Below are 22,299 nucleotides of genomic sequence, written 5' to 3'. Positions count from 1 at the left end.
GCGTCCAGATCATCACTCGCCGTCTCGCGCCCAACCCTGTTCGCGCAGCCAGTCGGCGCAGCGGTCCGGCCAGGTACGCACCGGCGCGGGCGGGTCGCGCTTCATGCCGAAGCCGTGGCCGCCCTTCGCGTAAACGTGCAGCTCGGCCGGCACGCCGGCCCGGCGCAGCGCCAGGAACCAGGCGACGCTATTCTCCGCAGAAATGTGATCGTCCGCGGCGTGGACAAGAAAGGCCGGGGGGCAGTGTGCGCCGGCGGGCAAAGCGAGCTCCGCAGTGCCGGCGGTGTTGGTGGCCAGCAGATAGGCCGGGTACACCAACACGGCGAGGTCGGGGCGGCACGAGAGGTCGTCGGCATCGTCCACGCGCTCGTAGGTGCGTGGCCCGGCGTGGCTCGCCAGCTTTGCGGCGAGATGTCCGCCGGCGGAGAAGCCGAGCACCCCGAGGCGATTGGTCTGCAGACCCCATTCCACTGCTCGGGCACGCAGCAGGCTGAGGGCGCGCTGGGCGTCCTGGAACGCGCCGTCGCGCTGGTTCGGCACGCGGTAGTAGAGCAGCGCGGCGGTAATACCAAGGCTGTTCAACCACCGGGCCACGTCGGTGCCCTCGTGCGAGATGGCCAGGATATTGTATCCGCCGCCCGGGCAGACCAGAATAGCGGCGCCGGTGGGGTGCTCGGCCCGGTACATCTCGATGCGCGGCGGATAGATGTTCGTGATCCGGCGAATGCCGTCCTGTTTCGCCGGCTGTTCCGTTTCGACCGGTGGCGCGCCGGTCATGCCCGGTGGCCGGTCAGGCCACAGATGCACCACCAACGGCTCCCCCGCCCCCGCGGCGATCCGGTGGACAACGGCAAGGATTGCGCCTGCGGTTCGCAACCGATCCATAGTGACCTCCCTGTGGGGACGCTAGTCGAGCGGGTGGGCGGTGGTGGAGGTAAGGGGAGTCGAACCCCTGACCTCTTGAATGCCATTCAAGCGCTCTCCCAACTGAGCTATACCCCCACGCCGGCGCACCCGGGCGACGGGCCGCAACCGCGCACCCGCCGCCCGAACAGGCGTCCAATCTCGCAGAGCAAACCGGGGAAGTCAACTGCGTGCGAGGCCGCCAATCAGCGCGGGGAATCCCGCAACAGCTCTCCGATGCGTCGCAAACACTGCACGGAGTACTCCGGGATCCGACCGGTGCGATCGGGCGCAACATTCAGCAGGTAGTTCGCTCGGCGGGAATTGCAAAGGCGCACCATCTCCACCACCTGCTCCGGCGTCTGAATCGTCTGCGCGGTCTCCCGCGAACTCCAGAACCAGCCGGGGCCAAGCTTGTCCGACACCTCCGCCGCGGCCGTGTTGGTCGGCGGCGGAAGCGCGTGCGCCGGATCCGCGTGCCGGGCCCAGGGATACTCGTAGCTGTGGATGTCGCTGTCGGCGAAGTTGCGCGCGTTGTTCGCCACCACCACGCACCCCGGTTGCAAACGGCGAATGTGCGCCAACAGCTCAGGCCACTGCGCGCCGGTGTAGCGGTTTCGGTACTGGTCAATCCACAGCAGATCCACGGGGCCGTAGCCGGTGAGCAGCTCGGTCAGTTGAGCGCGGATGAAGCCTAGGAAGTCGCCCGCGGCCTCGGGAGGCAGCCCGCAGAGATCCCTCTGGCCCGCCGCCAGTGGGGGGTTCCCGCAGCGACCGGTGTAGTTGCCGGGGAAACAATAGTAGAAGCCGACCTTCAAACCACGGGCTCGGAACGCCTCTACGAACTCGCGGACGAGGTCGCCGCGGCCGTCGCGAAAGTTGCGGAGCGCCGTTGCGCCGTGACTGCGCGTGAGCGCGGTCGGCCAGAGACACCACCCGCCGGTGTGCTTCACCGTCAGTACCGCATACCGCATGCCGGCCGTCCGGGCCGCGTCCGCCCACTGCCCGCAGTCGAGATTCGTCGGCGCAAAGCTCGTGGGATCCTCATAGCCGTTCGACCATTCGCGCTCATTGAACGTCGCGATGTCGAAGTGGATGAACATCCCGAACCGCCACGTGAGGAACTCGCGGCGGAACGCCTCGCGGGCGTCGTCCGCCCCTCCTGGCGTGGGTGAGCCGCCGAGCGCCAGCGCGGCGATCACCATTGCCCGCAGAGGCGTGGCCATCCAACGGCCTTCCCGTTCAGCCCGACGGGCGGCGTAGACGCTCGCCGATGGTGTGCAGCAGCACCTTGGGGTCGACCGGCTTCTGGAAGATGCCCGCAAGGCCGAGATCGGCGTAGCTGGTGACCATGTTGAGCTGGTCGCCCGCGGAGCTGAGCAGATACACCGGCGCAGTGTTGTTCAGCAGCCGCAGCTCCTTGATCATGCCGGTGCCGGAGTCGACCTCTTCCATCATGAGGTCTAACAGAATCAGGTCCGGCCGGTGCGCCTTGTAGACCTTGATGCCCTCCTCCGCGGAGTGGGCCTCGACCATCAGATAGCCGGCGGACTCGAGAATCGCGCGGACCGTGTCGAGATAGTCCTGGTCATCGTCCACGTACAAGATCACGAACTTGCCGTCTTTCATCGCGTCTCCTTCTCGTCCGTCACGACCTCCGAATGCGGCTTATCGGGCGCGGGGGCGGCGCCCGCGCGCAGCCAAGAGTCGAGGAACTCGATCGCGGCGTCAAGGTTCTCTCGGGCGCGGGGGGAGAGCCGTTCACCGAACCGGTCGAACTCGTAGCCGCGGATCGCGAGGATCCAGCCCTCGGGGTGTGCGTGGAAGACCGAGCGGGTCAGCTCCAGCACCGCGCCGGGATCCAACGTGTGGCTGCCGAGGCCGGTGGCGGCATGGGGAGAGGTGGGCCGCCAGGCGAACGGCTCCGGGCCGTCGACCGTCGCGTCGACAAAGACGACAGCGTCGTGACCGGCGGCGGCCGCGGCGTCTTCCACGACGAGCTGGTAGTTGCTCTCGACGGTGACGCCGGGGATTGCGCGTGCGCGCAACGCCTCCGCGCAAGCCGGCCCGAGACCATCGTCGAGGCGGCCGGGATTGCCGTAACCGATCACCAGGACCCGCCGGCGCATGGGTCGATCAACACCTCAGGTCGCCGCCCGGCTCCGACGCGCGAGCACTGCGCCGTCCGGCCCGAGGACTTCCACGACCAGGGGCATCTGCCCGAGCGCATGGGTCGCGCAAGACAGGCACGGGTCGTACGCGCGGATCGCAACCTCGATGCGGTTCAAGAGCCCCTCGGTGATTTCGACGCCATTGAGGTAGGTTTCCGCGACGCGCTCGACCGCGCGGTTCATCGGGGTGTTGTTGTTGGTGGTCGAAACGATCAGGTTGCAGCGGACGACCTGATCGCGCTCGTTGACGACGTAGTGATGGAACAGCGTGCCGCGGGGCGCCTCGATCAGCCCGACCGCCTCGGTCTGCCGCTCGCCGCGCACGATCAGGTCCGTGCCCTGGAGGTCGGAATCGTGCAGCAGGTCGCGGATCACTTCGGCGGCATGCAGCAGCTCGATCATCCGGGCCCAGTGGTACGCCATCGTCATGTTGTTCGGCCGGCCACCGGTGGCCTCGAAGAACTCCCGGCGAGCCGTCTCCGCCTTCGGCGTGGGGATGAATCGGCAGAGGTTGACGCGTGCGAGCGGGCCGACGCGGTACCAGCCGGCTTCGGGGCCGAGCGAGCGGATGAAGGGGAACTTCATGTAGGACCAGGGGCGCACCTCCTCGGCGATGTAGTCGAGATAGCGCTGATAGTCCACCTGGTCGAAGATCGGACGCCCTTTCGCGTCGATCGCGCAAAGGTTGCCGTGGTAGAAGTCCATCGCGCCGTCCGCGCGCACGAGCGAGAGGTGGTTCGACTCGAACGAGCCGAACGCGGCGAGCTCCTCGAGGTGTTTCAGCGTAATGTCGCGAGCGATCGTCACCGCCTTTTCGGACCAGGCCAGCACCTGGTCGAGGTCCCTCAGCAGCGCGTCGCGCTCCGCGATGGAGAGGTTCTTGTTCACACCACCGGGGATCGCGCCGGTGCCGTGGATTTTTTTGCCGGCGGTCGCCCGGATCACCTCCTGGCCGTATTTGCGCAGCATCACGCCCTGAACGGCGAGCTCAGGGAACTTTTTCGCGACGCCGATGATATTGCGCACCGCGGGGTCTGCGTCGAAGCCGAAGAGGAAGTCCGGCGAACAAAGGTGGAAGAAGTGCAGCGCGTGTGACTGCAGCATCTGGCCGTAGTGCATCAGCCGGCGGATTTTTTCGGCGGTCGGCGTGAGCTTGCGGGCACCGACGATCAGGTCCATCGCCTTCGCGGCGGCGAGGTGGTGGCTGACCGGGCAGATGCCACACAGCCGCTGCACCAGCACCGGGATTTCCCAGAAGGGGCGGCCCTGGATGAATCGTTCGAAGCCGCGGAACTCGACGATGTGCAGTCGGGCCTGGCGCACGCGGCGCTGCTCGTCGAGCTGGATGGTTACCTTGCCGTGCCCTTCGACGCGGGTCACCGGCTCGATCACGATGGTTTTCGTGGCGGGTGTGCTCATGCGGGTCTCCGGATCAGTCGTACTTCAGCACCTCGTAGGGCAGTTCGACCGGCTGGTGGTTCAACAGCGCGACGAGCGTCTGCCAGATCGCATCCGCCGGCGGCGGGCAGCCCTGGATGTGGTAGTCAATCTTCACGACTTCGTGGCAGGGGTAGACGCGGTCGAGTACTAGTGGCAGTGCGGGATCGTTCGGCAGCACGCCGGAAGGGTTGTGCACGGTGGGGCCGTTGCGATAGGCCTCGTCGAGGCATTCGCGGAGCGGGATGTTGTTGCGCATCGCGGGGATGCCGCCGCAGATCGCGCACTCGCCAACGGAGACGAGCACGTCGCAGTGACGGCGGAACTCCTGCAGCACACGCACGTTCTCCTCGTTGCAGCAACCGCCCTCGACCAGGCCGATCGCGCAGCGACCGGTGAACTCCTTCAGGTCGTCGATCGGCGACCTGTCAAACTCGACCAGCTCGATGAGCTGCAGGATGCGTTCATCGATGTCGAGGATGGACATGTGGCAGCCGAAGCATCCGGCCAACGAGCAGGTGGCGATGCGGGGTTTGGCGGGCATTGGCGATCTCCTTTCCGGCTCAGCTCCGGGCGGCGGCGCCGGCGCGCTCGATGTCGGAGCCGATCGGTTCATGGTCGTACAGCCGCCGTCCGATCGGCACGGTGTAGCCCTGGCGTTTGCGGAGGATGCAACCCACCGGGCAGACTTCCACCGCGCGGTCGTTCGCGTCGAGGTCAGTGTCGGCGAGCTCGCGTTCCGCGTTCACCCAGAGCGTCTTTTTGGCGCCGCGGCCGACGAACTGGAAGACGTTCTTGCCGTCGAGCTGCTGCGACGCGCGGACACAGCGCGCACACAGCACACAGCGGTTACGGTCCAGCAGCACGTCCGGGTGCGAGGCGTCCACGTCGCGCTGAGGGAAGAGGTAGGGGTAGCGCGGCGCGGTGATGCCGAAGCGGTAGGCGAGCGCCTGCAGTTCGCAGTTGCCACTTTTCTCGCAGAACATGCAGAAGTGGTTGCCCTCGACGAAGAGCATTTCAATCAGCCGGCGGCGGTGCTCGGTGAGCTCCTCGGTGTTGTTCTCGATGACCATCCCCTCCGCGACCGGCATCGTGCAGGCGGCCTGCGGCCGGCCGTTCACCTTCACCGTGCAGACGCGGCAGGCGCCGAACGGGTGCAGGTCCCGGTGTGCGCACAGCCGCGGGATATAGACGCCGGCCGCATCGGCGGCCTGCAGAATGGTCTGGCCGGGCGTCGCGCGGAGGGGGCGGCCGTCGATCGTGAACGAGATCGTCTGGTTCATGGTGGACTCCTCAGGGCGCATAGATCACCGACGTTCGGCCGACGAGTTTCTCGGTGTCGGCGAGCGCGGCGCGGATGTCGAAGGTCGGCAGCAGCTCACCGGCGGGCGGCGCGACGCGCCGCCGAATCGGCTCGGCGAAGTTACGCAACAGCGAGAGCACCGGATTCGGCGAGGTCTGACCGAGTCCGCAGCGGCTGGCGAACTTCACGGTGGTGGAGAGTTCCTCGAGGTAACGCAGATCGTCCGGCGTGCCACGGCCGTGCAGGATTTCCTCGATCTTGCGCAGCAGTAGCACGTTGCCGACCCGGCAAGGGGTGCAGTAGCCGCAGCTTTCGTCCGCGAAGAATTCGAGGAACTTTCGGACAATATGGACCAGGTCGCGGGAGGAATTGAAGATCATGATCGAGCCGCCGGTCGCCAGATCATCGTACTCGAGGCGGCGGTGGAAACTGTCGGGGCCGACGAGATGGCCCGACGGCCCTCCCACCTGCACCGCTTGGACATCTTCCGCACCGACGTCGCGCAGCAGCTCTGCCAGCGTGATGCCAAAGGGATATTCGTACACGCCCGGCGCCGCGCAATCGCCGCTGACGCTGAACAGTTTCGTGCCCGGGCTGCCTTTCGAGCCGATCTCCGCGAACCAGCCGGGGCCGCGGTCGAGTATTCGCGCGACGCAGCAGAACGTTTCCACGTTGTTCACCGAGGTCGGACAGCCGAGATAACCCTTCTGCGCGGGGAAGGGGGGGCGGTTCTTCGGATCGCCACGGCGTCCTTCGCAGGAGCTGAGCAGCGAGGTCTCCTCGCCACACACGTAGGCGCCGGCGCCGAGCTGGATGCGGATGTCGAACTCAAATCCGCGTTTGCCGCAGATGTCGCGTCCGAGCAGACCGGCGTCGCGCCGCACCTGCAGGATGTGCTCCAGCAGCGGCCGGAGGTAGGCATACTCGCCGCGGAGATACAGAATGCCCTCCTTGGCGCCGATCGCGTAGCCGGCGATCGCCATTCCCTCAAACATCAGGTCCGCGTACTCGGTGAGGATCACGCGGTCCTTGAAGGTGCCCGGCTCGCCCTCGTCGGCGTTGCAGATCACAAACTTCCGGTTGCCCTCGGCCTGGCGGGTGAACTCCCACTTCATGCCGGTGGGGAATCCCGCCCCGCCCCGCCCGCGTAGACGAGAGGTCTTGATGTCGCGAATGACCTCCACCGGGCTCATCGCCAGCGCCTTTCGCAGGGCCGCGCCGGGTGGAAGGTCTGCGAGCACCACCGGCCCTTTGCGACGGATGTTGTTGTGGACCATCGAGCGCACAAGCGGATGTGCGTTGTGGCCGTCGCCGAGCCGGTGGACGAGCTTGCGGGGATCGCCGCTGCGGCGGAGCTCCGCGACAATCTCCCGCGCCTTGTCGGTGGACAGATACGTGACGACCACGTCGTTGATCAGAGCCGCGGGGGCCTGATCGGACATCCCGATGCACGGTGTCCACTCCAGCGAGATTGCACCATCCGGCGTCGTCTCGCCCACGCGGATGCCCAGCGCCTCCTCGAACGACCTGGCGACCGGCAGCATGCCGAACATTTCGTCAATCGGGTCGCTGCACAGACGGATCACCACTCGTCCTTTTGGCCGCTCCGACAAGAACGAGTAGAAAGACACCGTGCTCTGCACCTCCACCCGTGGAATGCCCAGTGCTTGCGCGATCAGATCGGTCGCAGCGCTGGAGACGCAACCGAACCGGCTCTGAACGGCTTCGACGATATCCATCAGCCGCGACGCGTCATTGTGGTACGCCGCGCAAATCTGCCGAACCGTTTGCCCAATTTCCGCCGTCATCACGATGCCTTCCCCGCCGCCGCCCACCGAGCCAATCCCAGTGCGCTAGCGGACGCAAGGGCGCATTGTAAAGCACGAAAGATTCACGTCAACCGAGATCCCCCAACAACTTCACAGTCGAACATTGAACAGAAAGCCATGCGCCTTTTATGACTCAGCCGTGGCGTAATAAGTGTTCATTAGTCACATTCTGCGGCATGTTTGGCTCGTAACACGCAACGAGTTTGCGCGATACATTGGCTGGCATGAGGCCAGCGTTCTGGGAGGGAGAGTGGGGCGCGGCGCGATCGCTGGGGGGGCGAGGGGGCGGCTGACGGCGGCCAGAAGAGGGGCGACATCAGGAGGGGGGCGGCCGGATCTGCGCTTGGGCGAGGCGGGTGCGGAGCGAGAGAATTGTGTGGGACCTGCGGTCAGCGTTCCCTGGTGATCCAGAGGCGTGGGGTGGTAGGCGGAGCGACCTGGGGTCAAGGCGGGGCTCGGCGGGAGGGGCGGAGCACCGGTGGCTGTGTGGCGAGAGATCGTTCTTGTCAGCGGGGCGGGGCGTGCGTGATACTTCCGTTGAATCCCTGTGCGCGGAACCGAGCGATTGTGATGAGTGACGAGGCTCTGGCAGCTGCGTGGGCGCGGCTGGAGTCGGTACTCCGCCAGCCGTCGGGCGTGTTTCCGGGCCGGTGGTGTGCGTCGGTGGCGGCCGGAAGTCAGGGAGAGGCAGTTTTTGATCTTTGCGATCTTCTGCTGCTCTGTGCGGCCTGGCGTCTGCGTTCGCCGGAGATCGCGCGCGAGCTGGTGCTTTCTGCGGCTGCAGTGCAGCATCCAGACGGCTCGTTTCCGAGGCGTGTGCGGGAAGATGGGCACGCCTCTGATCCCAGACCGGCATGGCCGCTGTTTGTTCGAGCCGCGGATCTGGCCGCGGGCGAGTTTCCTCCTTCTGATTATGCCGCGGTGGTGTTGCCGGCGGCGGAGCGTCACGTCGAGTGGGCGTGGCGGTACTTCGGGCTGGAGAAGGGCGCCGCACCGCAGTGGCCCTCTGCGGCGGATGCTTGGCTGGCCGAGACGTGGAGTCCAGCGGTGTGGCCGGTGGATCTGGCGGCGATGCTTCGCTCGGAGGTTGAGGCGTGTCTGGCGCTGGCAGAGCGCTCGAATGCGGGCGGGGCGGTGCGGCTGCGGTTTGGCGCGCGGGCCAGAGAGCTCGCCCGGCGGCTCGATCAGCTCCACATTGATCCGGAGAGCGGCGAATATCGCGACCGGTCGGCGGAGGGACGACCGGTGGCGCGTCGAACTCTTTCAATGTTTGTGCCGCTGCTATGTCCGCGGCTGGATTCCTCGCGGCGGCGGCGGCTGTTGGACGAGCTTGGCCGCTGGTGGGATCCGGCCACCGCCTCGTTCCCGGCCTGGGAGCGGTGGGCGGAGGACCCGTTGCCTCCTCCAGTGCTGTGCCGACAGCAGGCGTTGATCTGGCTGGCGTTGACCGAGCATACGGTGATGCTCGGGCCGGAGTGGCGGGAGCGCGCGGCGGCAGCGGCCGCCGCACCGTGGGCGGCAACGGAGGTCGCAGGCGCGGTGGCGGCGGTGCTGGCTGCGTCGCTACGCGATCAACTGCCGGCACGGTCGGCGGTGCCGTCGGCTCGGAGGCTGTGGCTGGCCGGCGCCGCATCGTTGGCCGGCGTGGGGATCCTTGTGGCCAGCGGCGTCTATATGATACGGCGGCCATCGCTGCCGGGCGCCACTGGCGAGGCGCTGCTCAACCTCGCGCGCGAACGCTACGTTGCAGGTGACCACCAGCAGGCGATCACGTTGTACCGCGAGTTCCTTGCCCGCTCGCGGTCGACCAATGGCACCGTGCGGGTGCTGCTGGCGAACGCGCTCTACCGCGTGGGGCAGTACCGCGAGGCGGAGGAACTCTACCGTGCCGCGCTGCTGGAGGAGGTCAGTGCGCTACACGCGCTTTACAATCTGGGGCTGACGCTGCACCAGCAGGGACGTGACGAAGAAGCCGCCGACGTGCTCGAGCGCTTTGCCTTCACCTACCGCGACGACTATCCCGAACTTGCTCGGCGCGCACGTACCGCGGTGGCGATCATTCGCAGGATGCCAATTGAAACGATCGGTCTCCCCTGAGCTCACCGGCGGACCGTCCCCGGCGTGGGAGACACCCCGGGACGTTGCGGCTCGCTCCGTGATGGCGCTGTGGGTAGGGTGCGCGCGGGACATGTAACTCACCGGTGTCGGCTGGGTCGTTGACGGCTGCGGCCGCGTTGCGCGGTCCCTTCCACCCCGCGATGCAACGAGCCGGACGTCCACTCCCTCGAGCCGCTACGGCGAACCATCACGCCGTTCGGCGATAGTCCGCAGCCAGGCCGGCCACCGCAGACCTCGCCCGCCTCGTTCCCCGCTGAACAGAAGCGTCGTCATCTTGAAACTCGCACAGAGAGGGCTGGTGCGGCCAACCGGACAGCTGGGCGTGGGCGGCAAGACGGTGAGGCGCGCGTGGGAGTCCGGCGAAGGGATTGAGCGGCCTGATCGGCGATTGTGGTGCGGAGCGTCGCGTGGAACTTCAGCCGGGCGGGCCGGCGAGCCAGTCCGGAATCCGCTCGCCGCGCACAAGGTCTTCTGTCGTTTCGCGTTCGCGGATCACCGCGGTGCGCGCACCATCCACCAGCACCTCGGCCGGGCGTCCGCGGCCGTTGTAGTTCGACGCCATCGTCATGCCGTAGGCGCCCGCGCTCATCACGGCGAGCAGATCGCCTTCTTCGATGGGGGGGAGGTGGCGGTCCTTGCCGAGGAAGTCGCCCGATTCGCACACCGGTCCCACCACGTCCGCATGGATGCGGGGGCCGGCGCGCGGCCGCACCGGCCGGATGTCATGCCAGGCACTGTAGAGTGGGGGGCGGATCAGGTCGTTCATGCCGGCGTCCACGATGACGAATTTTCGCAGAGGATTGTCTTTCACGTACTGGACCGTCGTGAGCAGCACCCCCGCGTTGCCGGTGAGGAACCTCCCCGGCTCAATCGCGAGACTCAGCCCCAGCGAGCGGATCCTCGGAACGATCGCCGCGGCGAACGCTTCGAGCGGGAACTCGGGCTGACGAGGCCGGTAAGGAATGCCAAACCCCCCGCCGAGATCGAGCGTGCGAAAAGTGGAAAAGCGAGCGGCCAGCCGGCGGCACAGCGGCGCGACCTTGTCCAGCGCTTCCGCATAGGGCCGCTCGTCGGCGAGCGGTGAGCCCAGGTGCATGTGGAGGCCGGCAATTTCTAGGCCCGGCAGCGTGGCCGCGATCTCGAACGCCCGGGCGGCGCGTTCGAGGTCTACGCCGAACTTTGTTTCACGCCGGCCGGTGGTGGTGTAGACGTGTGTATCGGGGTCCACGTCCGGGTTCACCCGGATCGCGATGCGCGCGGTGCGGCCGAGCGCGATGGCGCAGTCGGAAATGCGTTTCAGTTCGGGCTCGGATTCGACGGTGAATCCGCCGATGTCCGCGCACAATGCGGCCCGGATTTCCGCGACGGTTTTGCCGACGCCGGCAAACACAATTGCGGCGGGAGGCACACCGGCTCGTCGTGCCCGTTCGAGCTCGCCGCCGGAGACGATATCCGCCCCCGCGCCCAGTCGCGCGAGAATTCGCACGATCGCAAGATTTCCGTTCGACTTGAGCGCAAAGTGAATCCGTGGCTCGACTTCGGCCAGCGCCTGCTGCAGCCGCCGGTACTGCTGCTCGATGTAGTGGCGGCTGTACACATAAAGCGGCGTGCCGTGGTCGGCCGCGAGTCGGGCCGCAGGGACCTCCTCGATCCAGAGCTCCCCGTCTCGCCAGGCGATGGGATCCGGCATCGCTGGGAACGGTTGCCGGCCGTCATGATTGGTCGCGGCGCCGCACATGGGGTGGGGACTGTAGGCATGCGCCGTCGGAACCGCAAGCGCAACCGCCACCCGCTTGCGTGCGCTTAGCGGGTCTCGCGTTCGACGAGCCGCTCGACAAGCCCCGTCGGCCAGCCCACCGACCACGAGGTGACGGTCTCGCTCGTCCAGCGCCGCCACTCCGGTGGCGGACCGGCCGCCGGGAGCGCAGCGAAGTAGAGTTCTTCCGGAGTTCGCCAGGCGGGCAACGCGCGGGTCCTGCCGCCGCCGGCCGGCTGAAGGACCCTGATGCGACCGGTTGCGACCTCCAGCAGCGCGACCGCGTCCGAACCGCTTTCGACCACGGCGATCCGCCGCCCGTCGGGGGAGGGCTCGAAATCGCGCAGATCGGCGGGCAGGCCATCGGTGGCCAGCCGCTCGATCCGTGGGGAGTCGGGCGACTCCTCCGCCCAGCGTGCGACGAACAGCGCCGGACGCTGACCCTCTGCGCCGGCGCCCGCCGCGCGGGGTAGCGCCGCCCCTAGCGCCGGAAAGACCAATCGCCGATCGCCGAGGTAGCGGAGCCGCGGAGGGAACGGAAACGCCGCCAGCAGATGCGCGACGGTCGCGCCGACGACCAGCCGCCCCTCTGCTGATTGCAGCGTGGTGGACTGCACGTGTGCAAGATGCAGTCCGCCCTCGTCCGCCTCGCCGAGCGGCACCGCGTACGTCAACGACGCGCCGTCCGGCGCCCAATCGAACCGACCGGACACGCGTTCCGCCACTATGGTTGGCTCTTGCGCCCTCTCGCCGACCGCCAGCACGTACAGAACACGGCCGGCCCGGAAGGCCACCGCGCGGCTGACCGGTGAGGCGCGGATAGCGGAGATGGGACGATAGGTGCGGTAGAGCACCTGAGGTGGTCCCGGTGGATCGGTTGGGATCAGGGCAAGCTCGTGGACGATGACCTCAAGCGTGTCGTCGGGCGGCGGCTCTGCCGGCTTGCGGGCGCGCAGCACGAGGTTGGACCAGCCCGCAGGGTCGCGGTCGCGTAGGCAGAGCAGCGCGGGGGCGATCGCGGTTGCATCGGCCGAGAGACCGAGCGGTTTCGCAAACGCTTCGTCGAGGCCGTCTAGCCCGTTGGTGGACACCTCGAGCGCGCCGGACAGCACCGCCGCGACCACCGGTGCGAACGCTTCGATCCGACGGCGCTCTACTTCCGGCAGCAACGACGCAGCCTCCGCCCACTTGCGCACTCGATGTTCGCGGTGCGCGACCAGATCGTGTCCGCCGGGTAACCAGACGGCCGCCGTGACGGCGGTCGCGATCGGTCCGTGTAGCCGCGCATCGGGATCGGCCAGAAAGAGGCCGGCGTGTCCCCACACCGCGGCGCGTTGGCCATCCGGCGCCCAGGCGAGCCGTTCCTCCACCATGCAGCCCGACATCAGCGCGGCGGCCGCCAGGCAACTGATTCGGAGGAGACGGTTCATGGCGCGTTCCTCCGCTCAACGATGGCGAAACCACCGGCGACGGGATCATAGGAGACTTCGTAGGCGGCCCACACGGCGCCCCGTACGGCCGGAGTCCTGTCACGGAGCTTCCATGGTCCCCAGGCGGCAAGCGCCGCGATCGCGAGCGCCACCGCCGCGGCGCAGGCAGCAAGCCGCCGTGCTCCTCTCGCCGTTCGAGCCGGTGCCGGCGGGATGGCTCGTACCGCAGCGCCGGCCTCGGCGACAAAGCGCTCCCAAGAGTCGGCCGCCGCGCGCGCGGAGGGCTCGTGCTCAAGATACGCCTCCAGCAGTTCCCCGACCTCGGCGGGCAGCTCACCGAGCGCCCGGTCAATCAGCAGCGCGTCCAGATATTCCGGTTTCATTACACATTTCCTTCAGGTGGTGCGGCGGTGTGCTCGTCCCACACTGCGCGCAACCTCCGCAGCGCGTGGTGCAGTCGGGAACGCACCGTGCCGAGCGGAATGCGGAGCGCCTCGGCGATTTCAGCGTAGCTGAGGTCATGCTGAAAGCGCAGATCGAGGATCTCCTGGTCGGTGGGAGGCAGAGTGGAGATCGCGTCGCGCAGCGCCGCGGCGCGCCGGACATCCGGCGCGGGTGCCGCGACCTCTGCGCGCGGCTCCGGCTCAAAGGCCACCACCGAGCGCACTGCCGCCCGCCGCCAGGCGTCCAGACTCACGTGCCGAGCAATGCCGAACACGAACGCGCGCGGTGAGCGGGCGGCGAGCAGCGCGCGGGCGCTGCGGACGAGGCGCGCGAAAGTCTCCTGTACCAGGTCTTCTGCCGCCGTATCTGCGTGGCGTCGCCGGAAAAAAAGCTCGAGTTCGGCGCGGCACTCCCGGTACAAGGTGGCGACCGTCTCTGCGGCTCCGTCCGGCTCGATCGGCGGGCCGGCGTTCGTCATCTGCGGTCTACTCCGTGCGCGTGAACACCATCGGTTCGCGCGTCCATGCGCCGCGACGGCGCGCTTCCTCCAGCGCGGCGGCCAGTTCGGCGCTGGTTGCCGCGTCGCGGCCGACCTCGGCCTTGATGAGACGCACGGTGAGCGTGCGGCCGGTCAGCGTCCAGCTGGCGAGCTGGAAGGGGCGGTCGCCCTCCAGCGGCTTGCCCGCGCCGCTGCCCAGCCACTCCAGTTGCGCAAGTGTCGCGTCGGAGAGCCGCACCGGCCACGCCCGTGCATACAACGGTTCGGCGCTACCGGCGCCCCACACCACCAGCCATTCGCGGCGTCCCATCGGCAGGACGACCATCCGTTCGGAGCCTCCGCCGTCGCTCCGTACCCATGCGCCGATTACCAGTCGGTCGGCCTCACCTGACGGTTGGTCCGAGAGCGGCACGCGATGATCACACGCCGCCACGCCGAGAGCCGCGATCAGAACACCGATACGGATCTTCATGATGGGGTCTCCCAGGGCACTCCGTGGCTCGTCCACGGAGCCAGCCCATTTGCGACGTCGCACCACGGGGCGAAAAAGTTCAACGCGGCCTGTCGCACCCCTTCTCGGTGAACTTGTTGCGCCAGAGCGAACACCTCGCCGAGCGGGCCCAGTGGCGTTCGGTTTCGACCGATCTCAGACGTCGCAAATGTGGACCGCCTTCTCTAGCGCTGCGGTCGGGTCGCCAGTGGGGGTGTACTCGTGTGCGACGAAGCCCTTGAACCCGGCCTCCGCAATCGCGCGCATGATCGCGGGGTAGTAGAGCTCCTGCGTTTCGTCAATTTCGTGCCGACCCGGCACGCCGGCGGTGTGGATGTGGGCGATGTAGGGCAGCGCCTCGCGGATCGTCGCAATGATGTCTCCCTCCATAATCTGCATGTGGTAGATGTCGTAGAGCAGCTTGAAGTTCGGCGACCCGACGCGTTTGCAGAGCTCCACGCCCCAGGCGGTGCGGTCGCACTGGTAGTCCTTGTGATTGCGTTTGCTGTTCAACAGCTCCATGCAGAGCGTAATGCCCTTTTGTTCGGCAAGTCCGACGACCTGTTTGAGCGCCACCGTGCAGTTTTCCCAGCCCTCCTCGTCGCTGATGCCGTTTCGGTTGCCGGAGAAGCAGATCACGTTCGGAAACCCCGCGGCAGCCGCCGCTTCGATCGACTGCCGGATGGCCGCCAAACATTCTTCATGGTTGGCCTTCGCGTTCAGGCCGCGGGTGAGGCTGTGGCTAGGCACCATGCTGCAGATGAGGCCGTAGGACTTCAGCGTGTCCCAGTCCGGCCCCGGGCGAACGAGGTCGATCCCGTAGAGACCGAGGCGTTTGGCGAGGCGGCACTTTTCTTCGAAGGTGGTTTTGCCGAAGACTCCCGGGCAGGCGCACTGGCGGATGCGTCCTTTTCGGGGGGCGACGCCCTGGCTCTGGGCGGAAGGGCTGAACGAGAGCGCGGCGGCGGCCAGACCCGCACGGGCCAGCAAATCACGGCGTTTCATCGCAGTAGTTCTCCCGGCTGTTTTTGGATCTCCGACGTTCAGCATAGTGTGCGCTGGATCGAATGCAACGGGAAGCGCGGGCGGCCGTTCCATCCCGATCGGACGGCCCGGGCGTGGGCAACTTGTTGTGGCCGCCTGAGCTCCCCCTCCGCCGGCCCGATGGGTGGCTGGGGGCCCTGGCCGCGGCCGCCGCACCGGCGAGGTCGATGGAGGCGGTCAAAACGGGGTGGCGACATCACCTCCCGGCTCCCTGAGAACGCCGTGGGGGATGCCGCCACCTCTATCGACGTGTGCGTGTCTGCCGGCGTGCGCTCAAGCCTGCGGGCGCCGTCCCTCGCGGCCGCGTTCCGCCTCGCGCCGCTCACCGCCCGCTCGCTCGCGAAGTTCACGATGCAAGCGCTCGGCTTGTTCGCGCAGCTCCTGCTCGCGGCGGCGCAGTTCCTCGCGTGCTTTTTCCAACTCGCGCCGCTGCGCCTCGATTCGCTGTTCCATTTCACGCTGCCGGCGCGCGAGTTCCTCGGCGACGGGCGGCGCCGGAGGCTGATCGGGCCGGGGTGCCCCCGCGGCGGGCGGCGGGGGTGGCTGGGGTCGGCGACGCGGAGGCTCGCCCCGGGCCTGGTCGCGTGCGCTGCGGCACGGGCAACGGGGACAAGGTCCTCGGCACTCGGGTTGTGGCCCGTATCGCCGGCCGCCGAGCCCGCGCCACCGGGGCGCATTTCCACGGATGCCGCCCACCTGCCCCGAGGGTGGCCCCCAGTACGGACGACGCCACATCCCGGCACCCATCGGAGGTCCGCCCGGCCGCATTCCGTAGCCCGGTCCACGGATCGGACCTCCGAATCGCCGCGCTCGCATTTGGAGAAACCGCCGAATCATCTCGCGGCGCCGCTCCGGCGGTGCCGCGCGCAGGCGTTCCATCGCGCGCCGCCGCCACTCCGGGTTCATCCACGGCGGCATTGCGGGCCGCCCCGCCAGCTCACGGCGATCGGGTTCCCGCCGCCGCTCGGGCCCGCGGGCGTGCTCGCGCGCGGCCGTCGGCAGCGATCCGATCAGCAACGTCACCAGCGCGGTCGCCAGCCAAACGTTCGATCTACTCATGATCAGACTCCTTTCCGCGGGGCGTGTCCGCAGCCCCGAACGTCGGCCGCGGTCGTGCCCCTCAATGCTAATGACGCGCGCCAGCGCGACGTTATTGTGCGCGCTGCTTCGTGCCGCCGAGCCAGCGGCATCGATGCGGAACGTTGCTGAGGTGCCAAACAAGGAGGGCAGCGCAGCTCAATCGAAGCGCAGCCGACGCGCGGCGCTCATCAGCAGCAGCAGCGCGGCGGCCGAGACGGCGCCAAGCGCGGCCGCCTGAAGGGCGCGGCCGTAGAGCGCACTGCCGATTGCAAACAGCGCCGCCCATACGAATGCACAGCCGAGCGTCATGCAAAGGATGCCGCGTGGTACATCCCAGGTGGCGGGATCCACCAGTTCCTCGCCGTCGCGCCGGGCCTCCTCCACGACGCGTTGCCAGCCCGGTCCACCAGGTCGGACGCGGCGGTAGAACGCGCGAAGGGTCGCGCGATCGACCGGAGGGGTGAGCAGGGTGACCGTGAGCCAACCGGCGGTGGTGCCGGCGATCCCGAAGACCAGTTTCCAGTCGCTGTAGCCCATCCAGCGTAGCCAACCCGCCTCACGCATCCACTCTTCGATGCCGAGATGCGGCGCCCCGAAGGCGAAAAACGCGGCGATCGCGAACGAGATCACCATCGCGCTGATTTCGCTCCACGCGTTCAGCCGCCACCAGAACCAGCGCAGGATGTAGATGAGGCCGGTGCCGGCGCCGACCGCGAGCAACAGGTCGAACGACGCCTTTGCGTTGGTCATCCAGAGCGCAACGCGCGCCGCCAGCAACAGCAGCGCGAGCATCACGATGCGGCCTGCCGCGACCAGCTCGCGCTCGGTTGCGGAGGGGCGCACGAACCGCCGGTAGAAGTCCTGCACCACGTAGGACGAGCCCCAGTTCAGGTGCGTCGCGATCGTGGACATGTAGGCGGCGATCAGCGACGCGACGACCAGCCCGAGCAGGCCGGGGGGGAGCTGCGCGATCATCGCAGGGTAGGCGATGTCGTGCCGCAGGAACTGTTCGTGCACGTTCGGAAACGCCTCCGCGAGCCGGCGGACGCCCGCGGCCTGCGCGCGCAGCAGTCGGATTTCCGCGCGCACCGCGTCGGGCACCTCGGTGGCGCGGCCGGCGTCCATCGCGGCGACCGCGGTCGCCAGTTCGGGCGACGCCAGCCGCTGGCGCGCGGCCGCCCGGGCCTCGGGAGGGTCCGGTGCAAACGCGACCAGGGAGACGAGCGCAACCAGAATCCAGGGCCAGGGTCGCACCGCGTAGTGCAGCACGTTGAACAGCAGCGTCGCGCCGACGGCGTGCCGCTCGTTTTTTGCGGAGAGCATTCGTTGCGCCACATAGCCACCGCCACCGGGCTCCGCACCGGGGTACCAGACGTTCCACCACTGAATCGCCAGCGGCAGCACGAACAACCCCACCCAGCCGCTGAGGTCGCCGCCTTCCGGCGGCGGTGGCAGGAAGGAGAGCTTGCCCACCAGCTCCGGCCGCGAGACGAGCGCACGCAGGCTGCCGACACCGAACTTCGGCGATGCCACCGCATAGACCGCCGCCGCGATCGCGCCGAACATCGCGACGGAGTACTGGTAGAAGTCCGCCCAGATCGAACCGGTCAGACCGCCGAGCACCGCGTAGATTGCGACGCCGACCGACGCCCAGAACAACGTCTCGGCCGGGCGCAGTCCGAACATCACCTGGCCAATCTTGATCGCCGCCAGCGAGACCGTCGCCATCACCAGCACGTTGAACAAGACGCCCAGATACAGCGCTCGAAACCCGCGCAGCACCGCCGCGGGCCGTCCGCTGTAGCGGATCTCGTAAAACCCCAGATCGGTGTCCAGCGCGGACCGCCGCCACAGCTTGGCGTACACGAACACGGTCAGCATGCCGGTCAGCAGAAACGCCCACCACGCCCAGTTCCCCGCGACGCCGCCGGTGCGGACGATGTCGGTGACCAGGTTCGGCGTGTCGCAGGAGAACGTGCAGGCGACCATGGAGACCCCCAGCAGCCACCATGGCATCGAGCGGCCGGAAAGGAAGAAATCCGCCGTGCTGCGGCCCGCTCGGCGCGCGGCCAACGAACCGATCACCACCACCGAGACCAAAAACGCAACGATGATCGCCACGTCCAGCGCAGACAGGTTCACGGCCGGCCCTCCTGCGCGCGCGCCCAGGCGTCGAGCGTTGCGCGCTGCATCCATTCAGCGTTCTCCTCGAACGACCGCACCATCGCGAACTGCACACGGCAGCGATCGAGGTTGTGCTCCGGGCGGCGGGTCTTGAAGTACACGTCGCCCTCCAGAAAGTCGGTGAGGAATCGGGTGCCGATTTCGAAGGTGATGAGCTGCGCGGAAAACGCGAGCAGCTCGACCTCCGCGGCGGTGAGGAACGCGGCACCGCCCTCGAGGTAACCGCGGACAAGTGCCTCGTACATATCCCGACGCATCCGGACGCGCGCGAGCTCGCGTTCGTCTTCCGCCGTCGGCCGGGTTGCGGTTCGGCACATGTCCCCGAAGTCGTAAAGGACCACACCGGGCATGACGGTGTCCAGATCGATCACACAGATGCCCTCGCCGGTGGTCTCGTCCAGCATCACGTTATTCAGCTTTGTGTCGTTGTGGGTGACGCGCACGGGGAGTCGGCCGTCCGCCCGTGCGCGCTCCAGCCGGTCCACGATCGCTTCGTGTGCGAGCGCGAACGCGATTTCCTCGCGGGCGCGCGCGGCGCGGTTGTGGGGGTCGGCGGCGATCGCCGCCTGCAGCGCGCGGAACCGGCGGGGCGTGTCGTGAAAGCCGGGGATGGTCTCCGCCAGCGGGGGCGGCGGCAGTCCGGCGAGGCGGCGCTGAAATTCCGCGAACGCGCGCGCTGCGGCGGCCGCCTGCGCGGGCGATTGGACTTCGTCCCATGTGCGCGCCCGTTCGATGAAAAGGTAGCAGCGCCATGCCCCGTCCGCCTCATCGCACCACACGCCCCCCCTCCGAGCGGGCACCAGCGTCAGCGTGCGGCGGCTCGCCTCGGGCGCGCCCTCCTGCTGCAGCTGGGCCGCGAGATGGGCGGTGACACGGGTAATGTTGTCCATCACCGCGGCGGGATTTCGGAAGATCTCGGTGTTCAGCCGCTGCAGCACGTAGCGCACCGGCGTGCCAGCCTGATCAACGCGCACGCAGAACGTGTCGTTGATGTGGCCGCTGCCATAGGGCTCGATCGAGACGATGTCGCCGTAAATGTGGAAGCCGCTGGCCAGCTCGCGCAGACGGGTCGGCGAAACGCTGGGGCGGCGCCTCATTCGAGTTCAGCCCCACAGCGGCGAGGGATATTCTCCGGCGGCGATTCGCCGCCGGATGTTTTCCTCGACGCGCGGCTTGTCCTCCCGGTAGGTGACGCCGAACCATGTTTCATCGGTCGGCAGCACGGTGCACTCCGCCAGGCCGGCGCGGATCAGCTCGGTCACCGCGGTGGGAATGTACCATTCCGCTTTGGGATCCGCGCCGCGCTCCCGCACGAAGCGCTCAAAGCCCGCGCGCAGGTGCGCAAAAATCGAGGGGCGGAAGCCCCACATGTTCATCGAGACGAACTCGTCGCCGGTGAGCCGCCGCGTGGAGCCGTCAGGGAAGGTGTTCAGCGCCCCGCCGTCGGGATGCGGCGCGATCGCGGTCAGCTCTTCGGCCTCGATCAGCTTCAGATCGGGCGCGACCCTGCAGACGCCGCGGGCGACGGTGCCGTGCTCAGAGAGCGTGTTGCGGAGTCGGTAACCGACCAGCGCACAGCGTTCCAACCCGTCGGTCGGGGGCGCAAGGCGCAGGAAGTCGGCGAGCTTCCGGTATGCGCCCCGGCCGTAGAAGTCGTCCGCATTGATCACCGCGAACGGCGCGCCGCCCACCGCCGTCTCCGCGCAGAGTGTCGCGTGAGCGGTCCCCCACGGCTTGCGGCGGTCGGGTGGCATTGTCAGCCCCGGCGGCAGCATGTTCAGCTCCTGAAACGCCAGCTCGGCCCGCACGCGGCCCGCGTACCGGCAGAGAACGCGCTCGCGAAACGCGGCCTCGAAGGCGTGCTGGATCACGAACACGACGCGGTCGAACCCGGCGCGAATCGCATCGAACACCGAATAGTCCAAAATCACCTCGCCGTGGGGGCCTACCGGGTCCAGCTGCTTTAGCCCGCCGTATCGGCTGCCGACGCCCGCCGCGAGCACCACCAGCGACATGTGTGGGCTGTTGTTCATAGACTCCTCGCTGCGTTGTCCCGCGCGTAAGCTACGCAAACATCCCCCCAGAGGAAAAGCCGCCTGGGCCGCCGTGGTTCAACGGCGGGGGGGCGCGTGGGTGGGCCGCAGCGCCGGCAGGCTGGCCGCGACGACGGCCTGACCGTGCCGCTTCATCGTCTCGTCCGGCGTGGTGAGCCGGAGCCGCTCCGCGAGCGCCGGTGCTTCCGCCGAGAGGACGCGCTGCGCCTGCTCCAGGATGATCGAGCCGGCCGCACCGCTCGTGACGCGGCCCAGCACCAGCACGTTGCGCACCGGGTAGAAGTCCGCGAATCGAGCCAGTGCGTAGCCGAACGCGACGCCGACCGCCTCGAAGACGCGCGCGGCTCGGCCATCACCGGCGGCCAGTCGCTCCTGAACGAACGCCAGCTTCTGCGCCGCGCTCAGATCGGGTTGCGGCCACTGGATGCCGGCGCGCGCGGCAAGCCGCGCGACACCCTGCTGCGAGAGGTATTGCACGCTGCAGCCGACGTCCCCGCTCCATTCATCCGCCGGCGCGTCGTCGCGGTAGTCAATCGGTACGAACGCAAGCTCGTTCAGCCACGTTGTGATGTGGCCGCCCTCATCGCACCAGCCGGCCGCCACGCTCGTGCCCAGCGAGATGCCGAGCACCGCGGTGTCGTTCAGCGCAATCGAGCCGGCCAGCGCGGTGACTTCGCCATCGTTCGCGACCTCGAACGGCACGTGGTTCCACTCGCGCCGCAACGTGTGGAACATCGGCCGGATCACCCGGTCGAAGTCCTCGCGAGAGACGCCGCGGAACAGCGACGCGACTCGCGGCTCGTTTCCGATGTAGATGCCAGCCGCGCTGCCGCCGATCGCATCCACCCGGGGCAGATGCGCCGCCGCCCGCCGCAGCGAATCCCGGACGCCCTCCAGATGGTAGTTCGGATCCTTCTGAAAGTAGGGATCCCACGGCACCTCTTCGGTGTGCACCGCGTGCCCGTCCACCACCGCCGCGCACTTGCGGTCGCTGCCGCCCAGGTCAAAGCCGATCCGGCAGCCGTCGAAGTGCCGTCCGAGCGCGACCACGGGCTCTCGGGGTGGGGGCAGGTCTGCCGGCGCCGCCGCAATGACGCGCAGGTCCTCCAGAAATGCGCGGCGTCCGATCAGGTCGTTGTCGAACGCACGCGCACCGCTGGCGGAGTAGATGGCTGCCAGCCGGCCGGCAAGCGGATTGCAACCGGCCAAGTAGATTCGGGAGCCGCCCTTCATCCAGAGCAGAAACTTCAGCGTTCGCTCCACCGCCTTCTCGTTCAGCGCGGCGGTGTCCTCGCGGTGCGGAAGAATTCGCATGCGATGGTGAAAACAGGTGCCGTCCGGCCGTTCGATCGCGATCTCAATCTCGGGACCACGCTCCGCAATGGCGGCCTGCTCGTACGCGCGGTGCCACAACACCGCCGGTCTCAGGTCCGACTCAATCTCCGCCCGGATCTTCGGCAGCTCGACGTCCAGCCGTTTCATCTGCTCCATCTCCCGCGTTCGATGGCGCGATTGTCCAAAGCGCGCAAGTATTTGTCAACATTTCGGACATATGTG

At 68.0% G+C, this 22,299-nt stretch carries 20 protein-coding genes and 1 tRNA gene; 1 reads left to right on the top strand and 20 read right to left on the bottom strand.

Features of this window, described 5'->3' with window-relative positions; translation table 11 throughout:
* Positions 1 to 12: 12 nt before the first annotated feature.
* From N2652_04380 to N2652_04340, 9 genes are all read right to left on the bottom strand, one after another.
* A complete protein-coding gene (locus N2652_04380; GenBank protein MCX7818432.1) occupies positions 13 to 885 on the bottom strand; it encodes an alpha/beta hydrolase in 873 nt (290 codons plus the stop codon).
* Positions 886 to 926: 41 nt separating this feature from the next.
* Positions 927 to 1,002, bottom strand: a tRNA-Ala gene (locus N2652_04375).
* 107 nt (positions 1,003 to 1,109) lie between these two features.
* Complete coding sequence (locus N2652_04370) at positions 1,110 to 2,129, bottom strand: alpha-L-fucosidase (protein ID MCX7818431.1); 1,020 nt, start codon at positions 2,127 to 2,129, stop codon at positions 1,110 to 1,112.
* Between the two features lie 16 nt (positions 2,130 to 2,145).
* Positions 2,146 to 2,532, bottom strand: a complete 387-nt coding sequence (locus N2652_04365) for a response regulator (protein ID MCX7818430.1) — start codon at positions 2,530 to 2,532, stop codon at positions 2,146 to 2,148.
* Complete coding sequence (locus N2652_04360; protein MCX7818429.1) at positions 2,529 to 3,032, bottom strand: hydrogenase maturation protease; 504 nt, start codon at positions 3,030 to 3,032, stop codon at positions 2,529 to 2,531. The genes N2652_04365 and N2652_04360 overlap by 4 nt, the downstream gene beginning before the upstream one ends.
* A 15-nt stretch (positions 3,033 to 3,047) precedes the next feature.
* On the bottom strand, positions 3,048 to 4,493 hold the full coding sequence (locus N2652_04355; protein ID MCX7818428.1) for a Ni/Fe hydrogenase subunit alpha: 1,446 nt from the start codon (positions 4,491 to 4,493) through the stop codon (positions 3,048 to 3,050).
* A gap of 13 nt (positions 4,494 to 4,506) precedes the next feature.
* Positions 4,507 to 5,055, bottom strand: a complete 549-nt coding sequence (locus N2652_04350; protein ID MCX7818427.1) for an NADP oxidoreductase — start codon at positions 5,053 to 5,055, stop codon at positions 4,507 to 4,509.
* Positions 5,056 to 5,074: 19 nt separating this feature from the next.
* On the bottom strand, positions 5,075 to 5,794 hold the full coding sequence (locus tag N2652_04345) for a 2Fe-2S iron-sulfur cluster-binding protein (protein ID MCX7818426.1): 720 nt from the start codon (positions 5,792 to 5,794) through the stop codon (positions 5,075 to 5,077).
* Positions 5,795 to 5,804: 10 nt separating this feature from the next.
* Complete coding sequence (locus N2652_04340; GenBank protein MCX7818425.1) at positions 5,805 to 7,622, bottom strand: NAD(P)H-dependent oxidoreductase subunit E; 1,818 nt, start codon at positions 7,620 to 7,622, stop codon at positions 5,805 to 5,807.
* A 591-nt stretch (positions 7,623 to 8,213) separates the two neighbouring features.
* Here N2652_04340 and N2652_04335 point away from each other — a divergent pair.
* Positions 8,214 to 9,740, top strand: coding sequence for a tetratricopeptide repeat protein (locus tag N2652_04335; GenBank protein ID MCX7818424.1), 1,527 nt, complete (start codon positions 8,214 to 8,216; stop codon positions 9,738 to 9,740).
* Positions 9,741 to 10,176: 436 nt separating this feature from the next.
* Here the strand turns inward: N2652_04335 and lysA are convergent, their stop codons facing one another.
* The 11 genes from lysA to N2652_04280 all read right to left on the bottom strand — a co-directional run bounded on the left by lysA (position 10,177) and on the right by N2652_04280 (position 22,224).
* Positions 10,177 to 11,451, bottom strand: coding sequence for a diaminopimelate decarboxylase (gene lysA / locus N2652_04330; protein MCX7818423.1), 1,275 nt, complete (start codon positions 11,449 to 11,451; stop codon positions 10,177 to 10,179).
* 113 nt (positions 11,452 to 11,564) lie between these two features.
* Entirely contained in the window at positions 11,565 to 12,947 is a 1,383-nt protein-coding gene (locus N2652_04325) for a hypothetical protein (GenBank protein MCX7818422.1), read from the bottom strand.
* Positions 12,944 to 13,330, bottom strand: a complete 387-nt coding sequence (locus N2652_04320) for a hypothetical protein (protein MCX7818421.1) — start codon at positions 13,328 to 13,330, stop codon at positions 12,944 to 12,946. Before N2652_04320 ends, N2652_04325 begins: the two co-directional genes overlap by 4 nt.
* Entirely contained in the window at positions 13,330 to 13,869 is a 540-nt protein-coding gene (locus N2652_04315; protein MCX7818420.1) for an RNA polymerase sigma factor, read from the bottom strand. Before N2652_04315 ends, N2652_04320 begins: the two co-directional genes overlap by 1 nt.
* Before the next feature lie 7 nt (positions 13,870 to 13,876).
* Positions 13,877 to 14,362 carry a hypothetical protein gene (locus N2652_04310; protein MCX7818419.1) on the bottom strand — a complete coding sequence of 162 codons (486 nt, stop codon included), beginning with the start codon at positions 14,360 to 14,362 and terminating at the stop codon, positions 13,877 to 13,879.
* 174 nt (positions 14,363 to 14,536) lie between these two features.
* Complete coding sequence (locus tag N2652_04305) at positions 14,537 to 15,385, bottom strand: TIM barrel protein (GenBank protein ID MCX7818418.1); 849 nt, start codon at positions 15,383 to 15,385, stop codon at positions 14,537 to 14,539.
* Between the two features lie 312 nt (positions 15,386 to 15,697).
* Complete coding sequence (locus N2652_04300; protein MCX7818417.1) at positions 15,698 to 16,483, bottom strand: hypothetical protein; 786 nt, start codon at positions 16,481 to 16,483, stop codon at positions 15,698 to 15,700.
* 177 nt (positions 16,484 to 16,660) lie between these two features.
* Positions 16,661 to 18,646, bottom strand: coding sequence for a Na+:solute symporter (locus N2652_04295; protein ID MCX7818416.1), 1,986 nt, complete (start codon positions 18,644 to 18,646; stop codon positions 16,661 to 16,663).
* Positions 18,643 to 19,785 carry an aminoglycoside phosphotransferase family protein gene (locus N2652_04290; GenBank protein MCX7818415.1) on the bottom strand — a complete coding sequence of 381 codons (1,143 nt, stop codon included), beginning with the start codon at positions 19,783 to 19,785 and terminating at the stop codon, positions 18,643 to 18,645. The genes N2652_04295 and N2652_04290 overlap by 4 nt, the downstream gene beginning before the upstream one ends.
* Before the next feature lie 6 nt (positions 19,786 to 19,791).
* Positions 19,792 to 20,721: an NTP transferase domain-containing protein gene (locus tag N2652_04285; protein MCX7818414.1), complete on the bottom strand. Its 930-nt coding sequence runs from the start codon at positions 20,719 to 20,721 to the stop codon at positions 19,792 to 19,794.
* Positions 20,722 to 20,799: 78 nt separating this feature from the next.
* Positions 20,800 to 22,224 carry an ROK family protein gene (locus N2652_04280; protein MCX7818413.1) on the bottom strand — a complete coding sequence of 475 codons (1,425 nt, stop codon included), beginning with the start codon at positions 22,222 to 22,224 and terminating at the stop codon, positions 20,800 to 20,802.
* Positions 22,225 to 22,299: the final 75 nt, after the last annotated feature.

The organism is Kiritimatiellia bacterium (assembly GCA_026417735.1).
Classification (GTDB): Bacteria; Verrucomicrobiota; Kiritimatiellia; order PWTM01; family PWTM01; genus CAACVY01.
The sequence above is the reverse complement of the archived record's forward strand: the minus strand, read 5'-3'. Positions and strand labels throughout refer to the sequence as shown.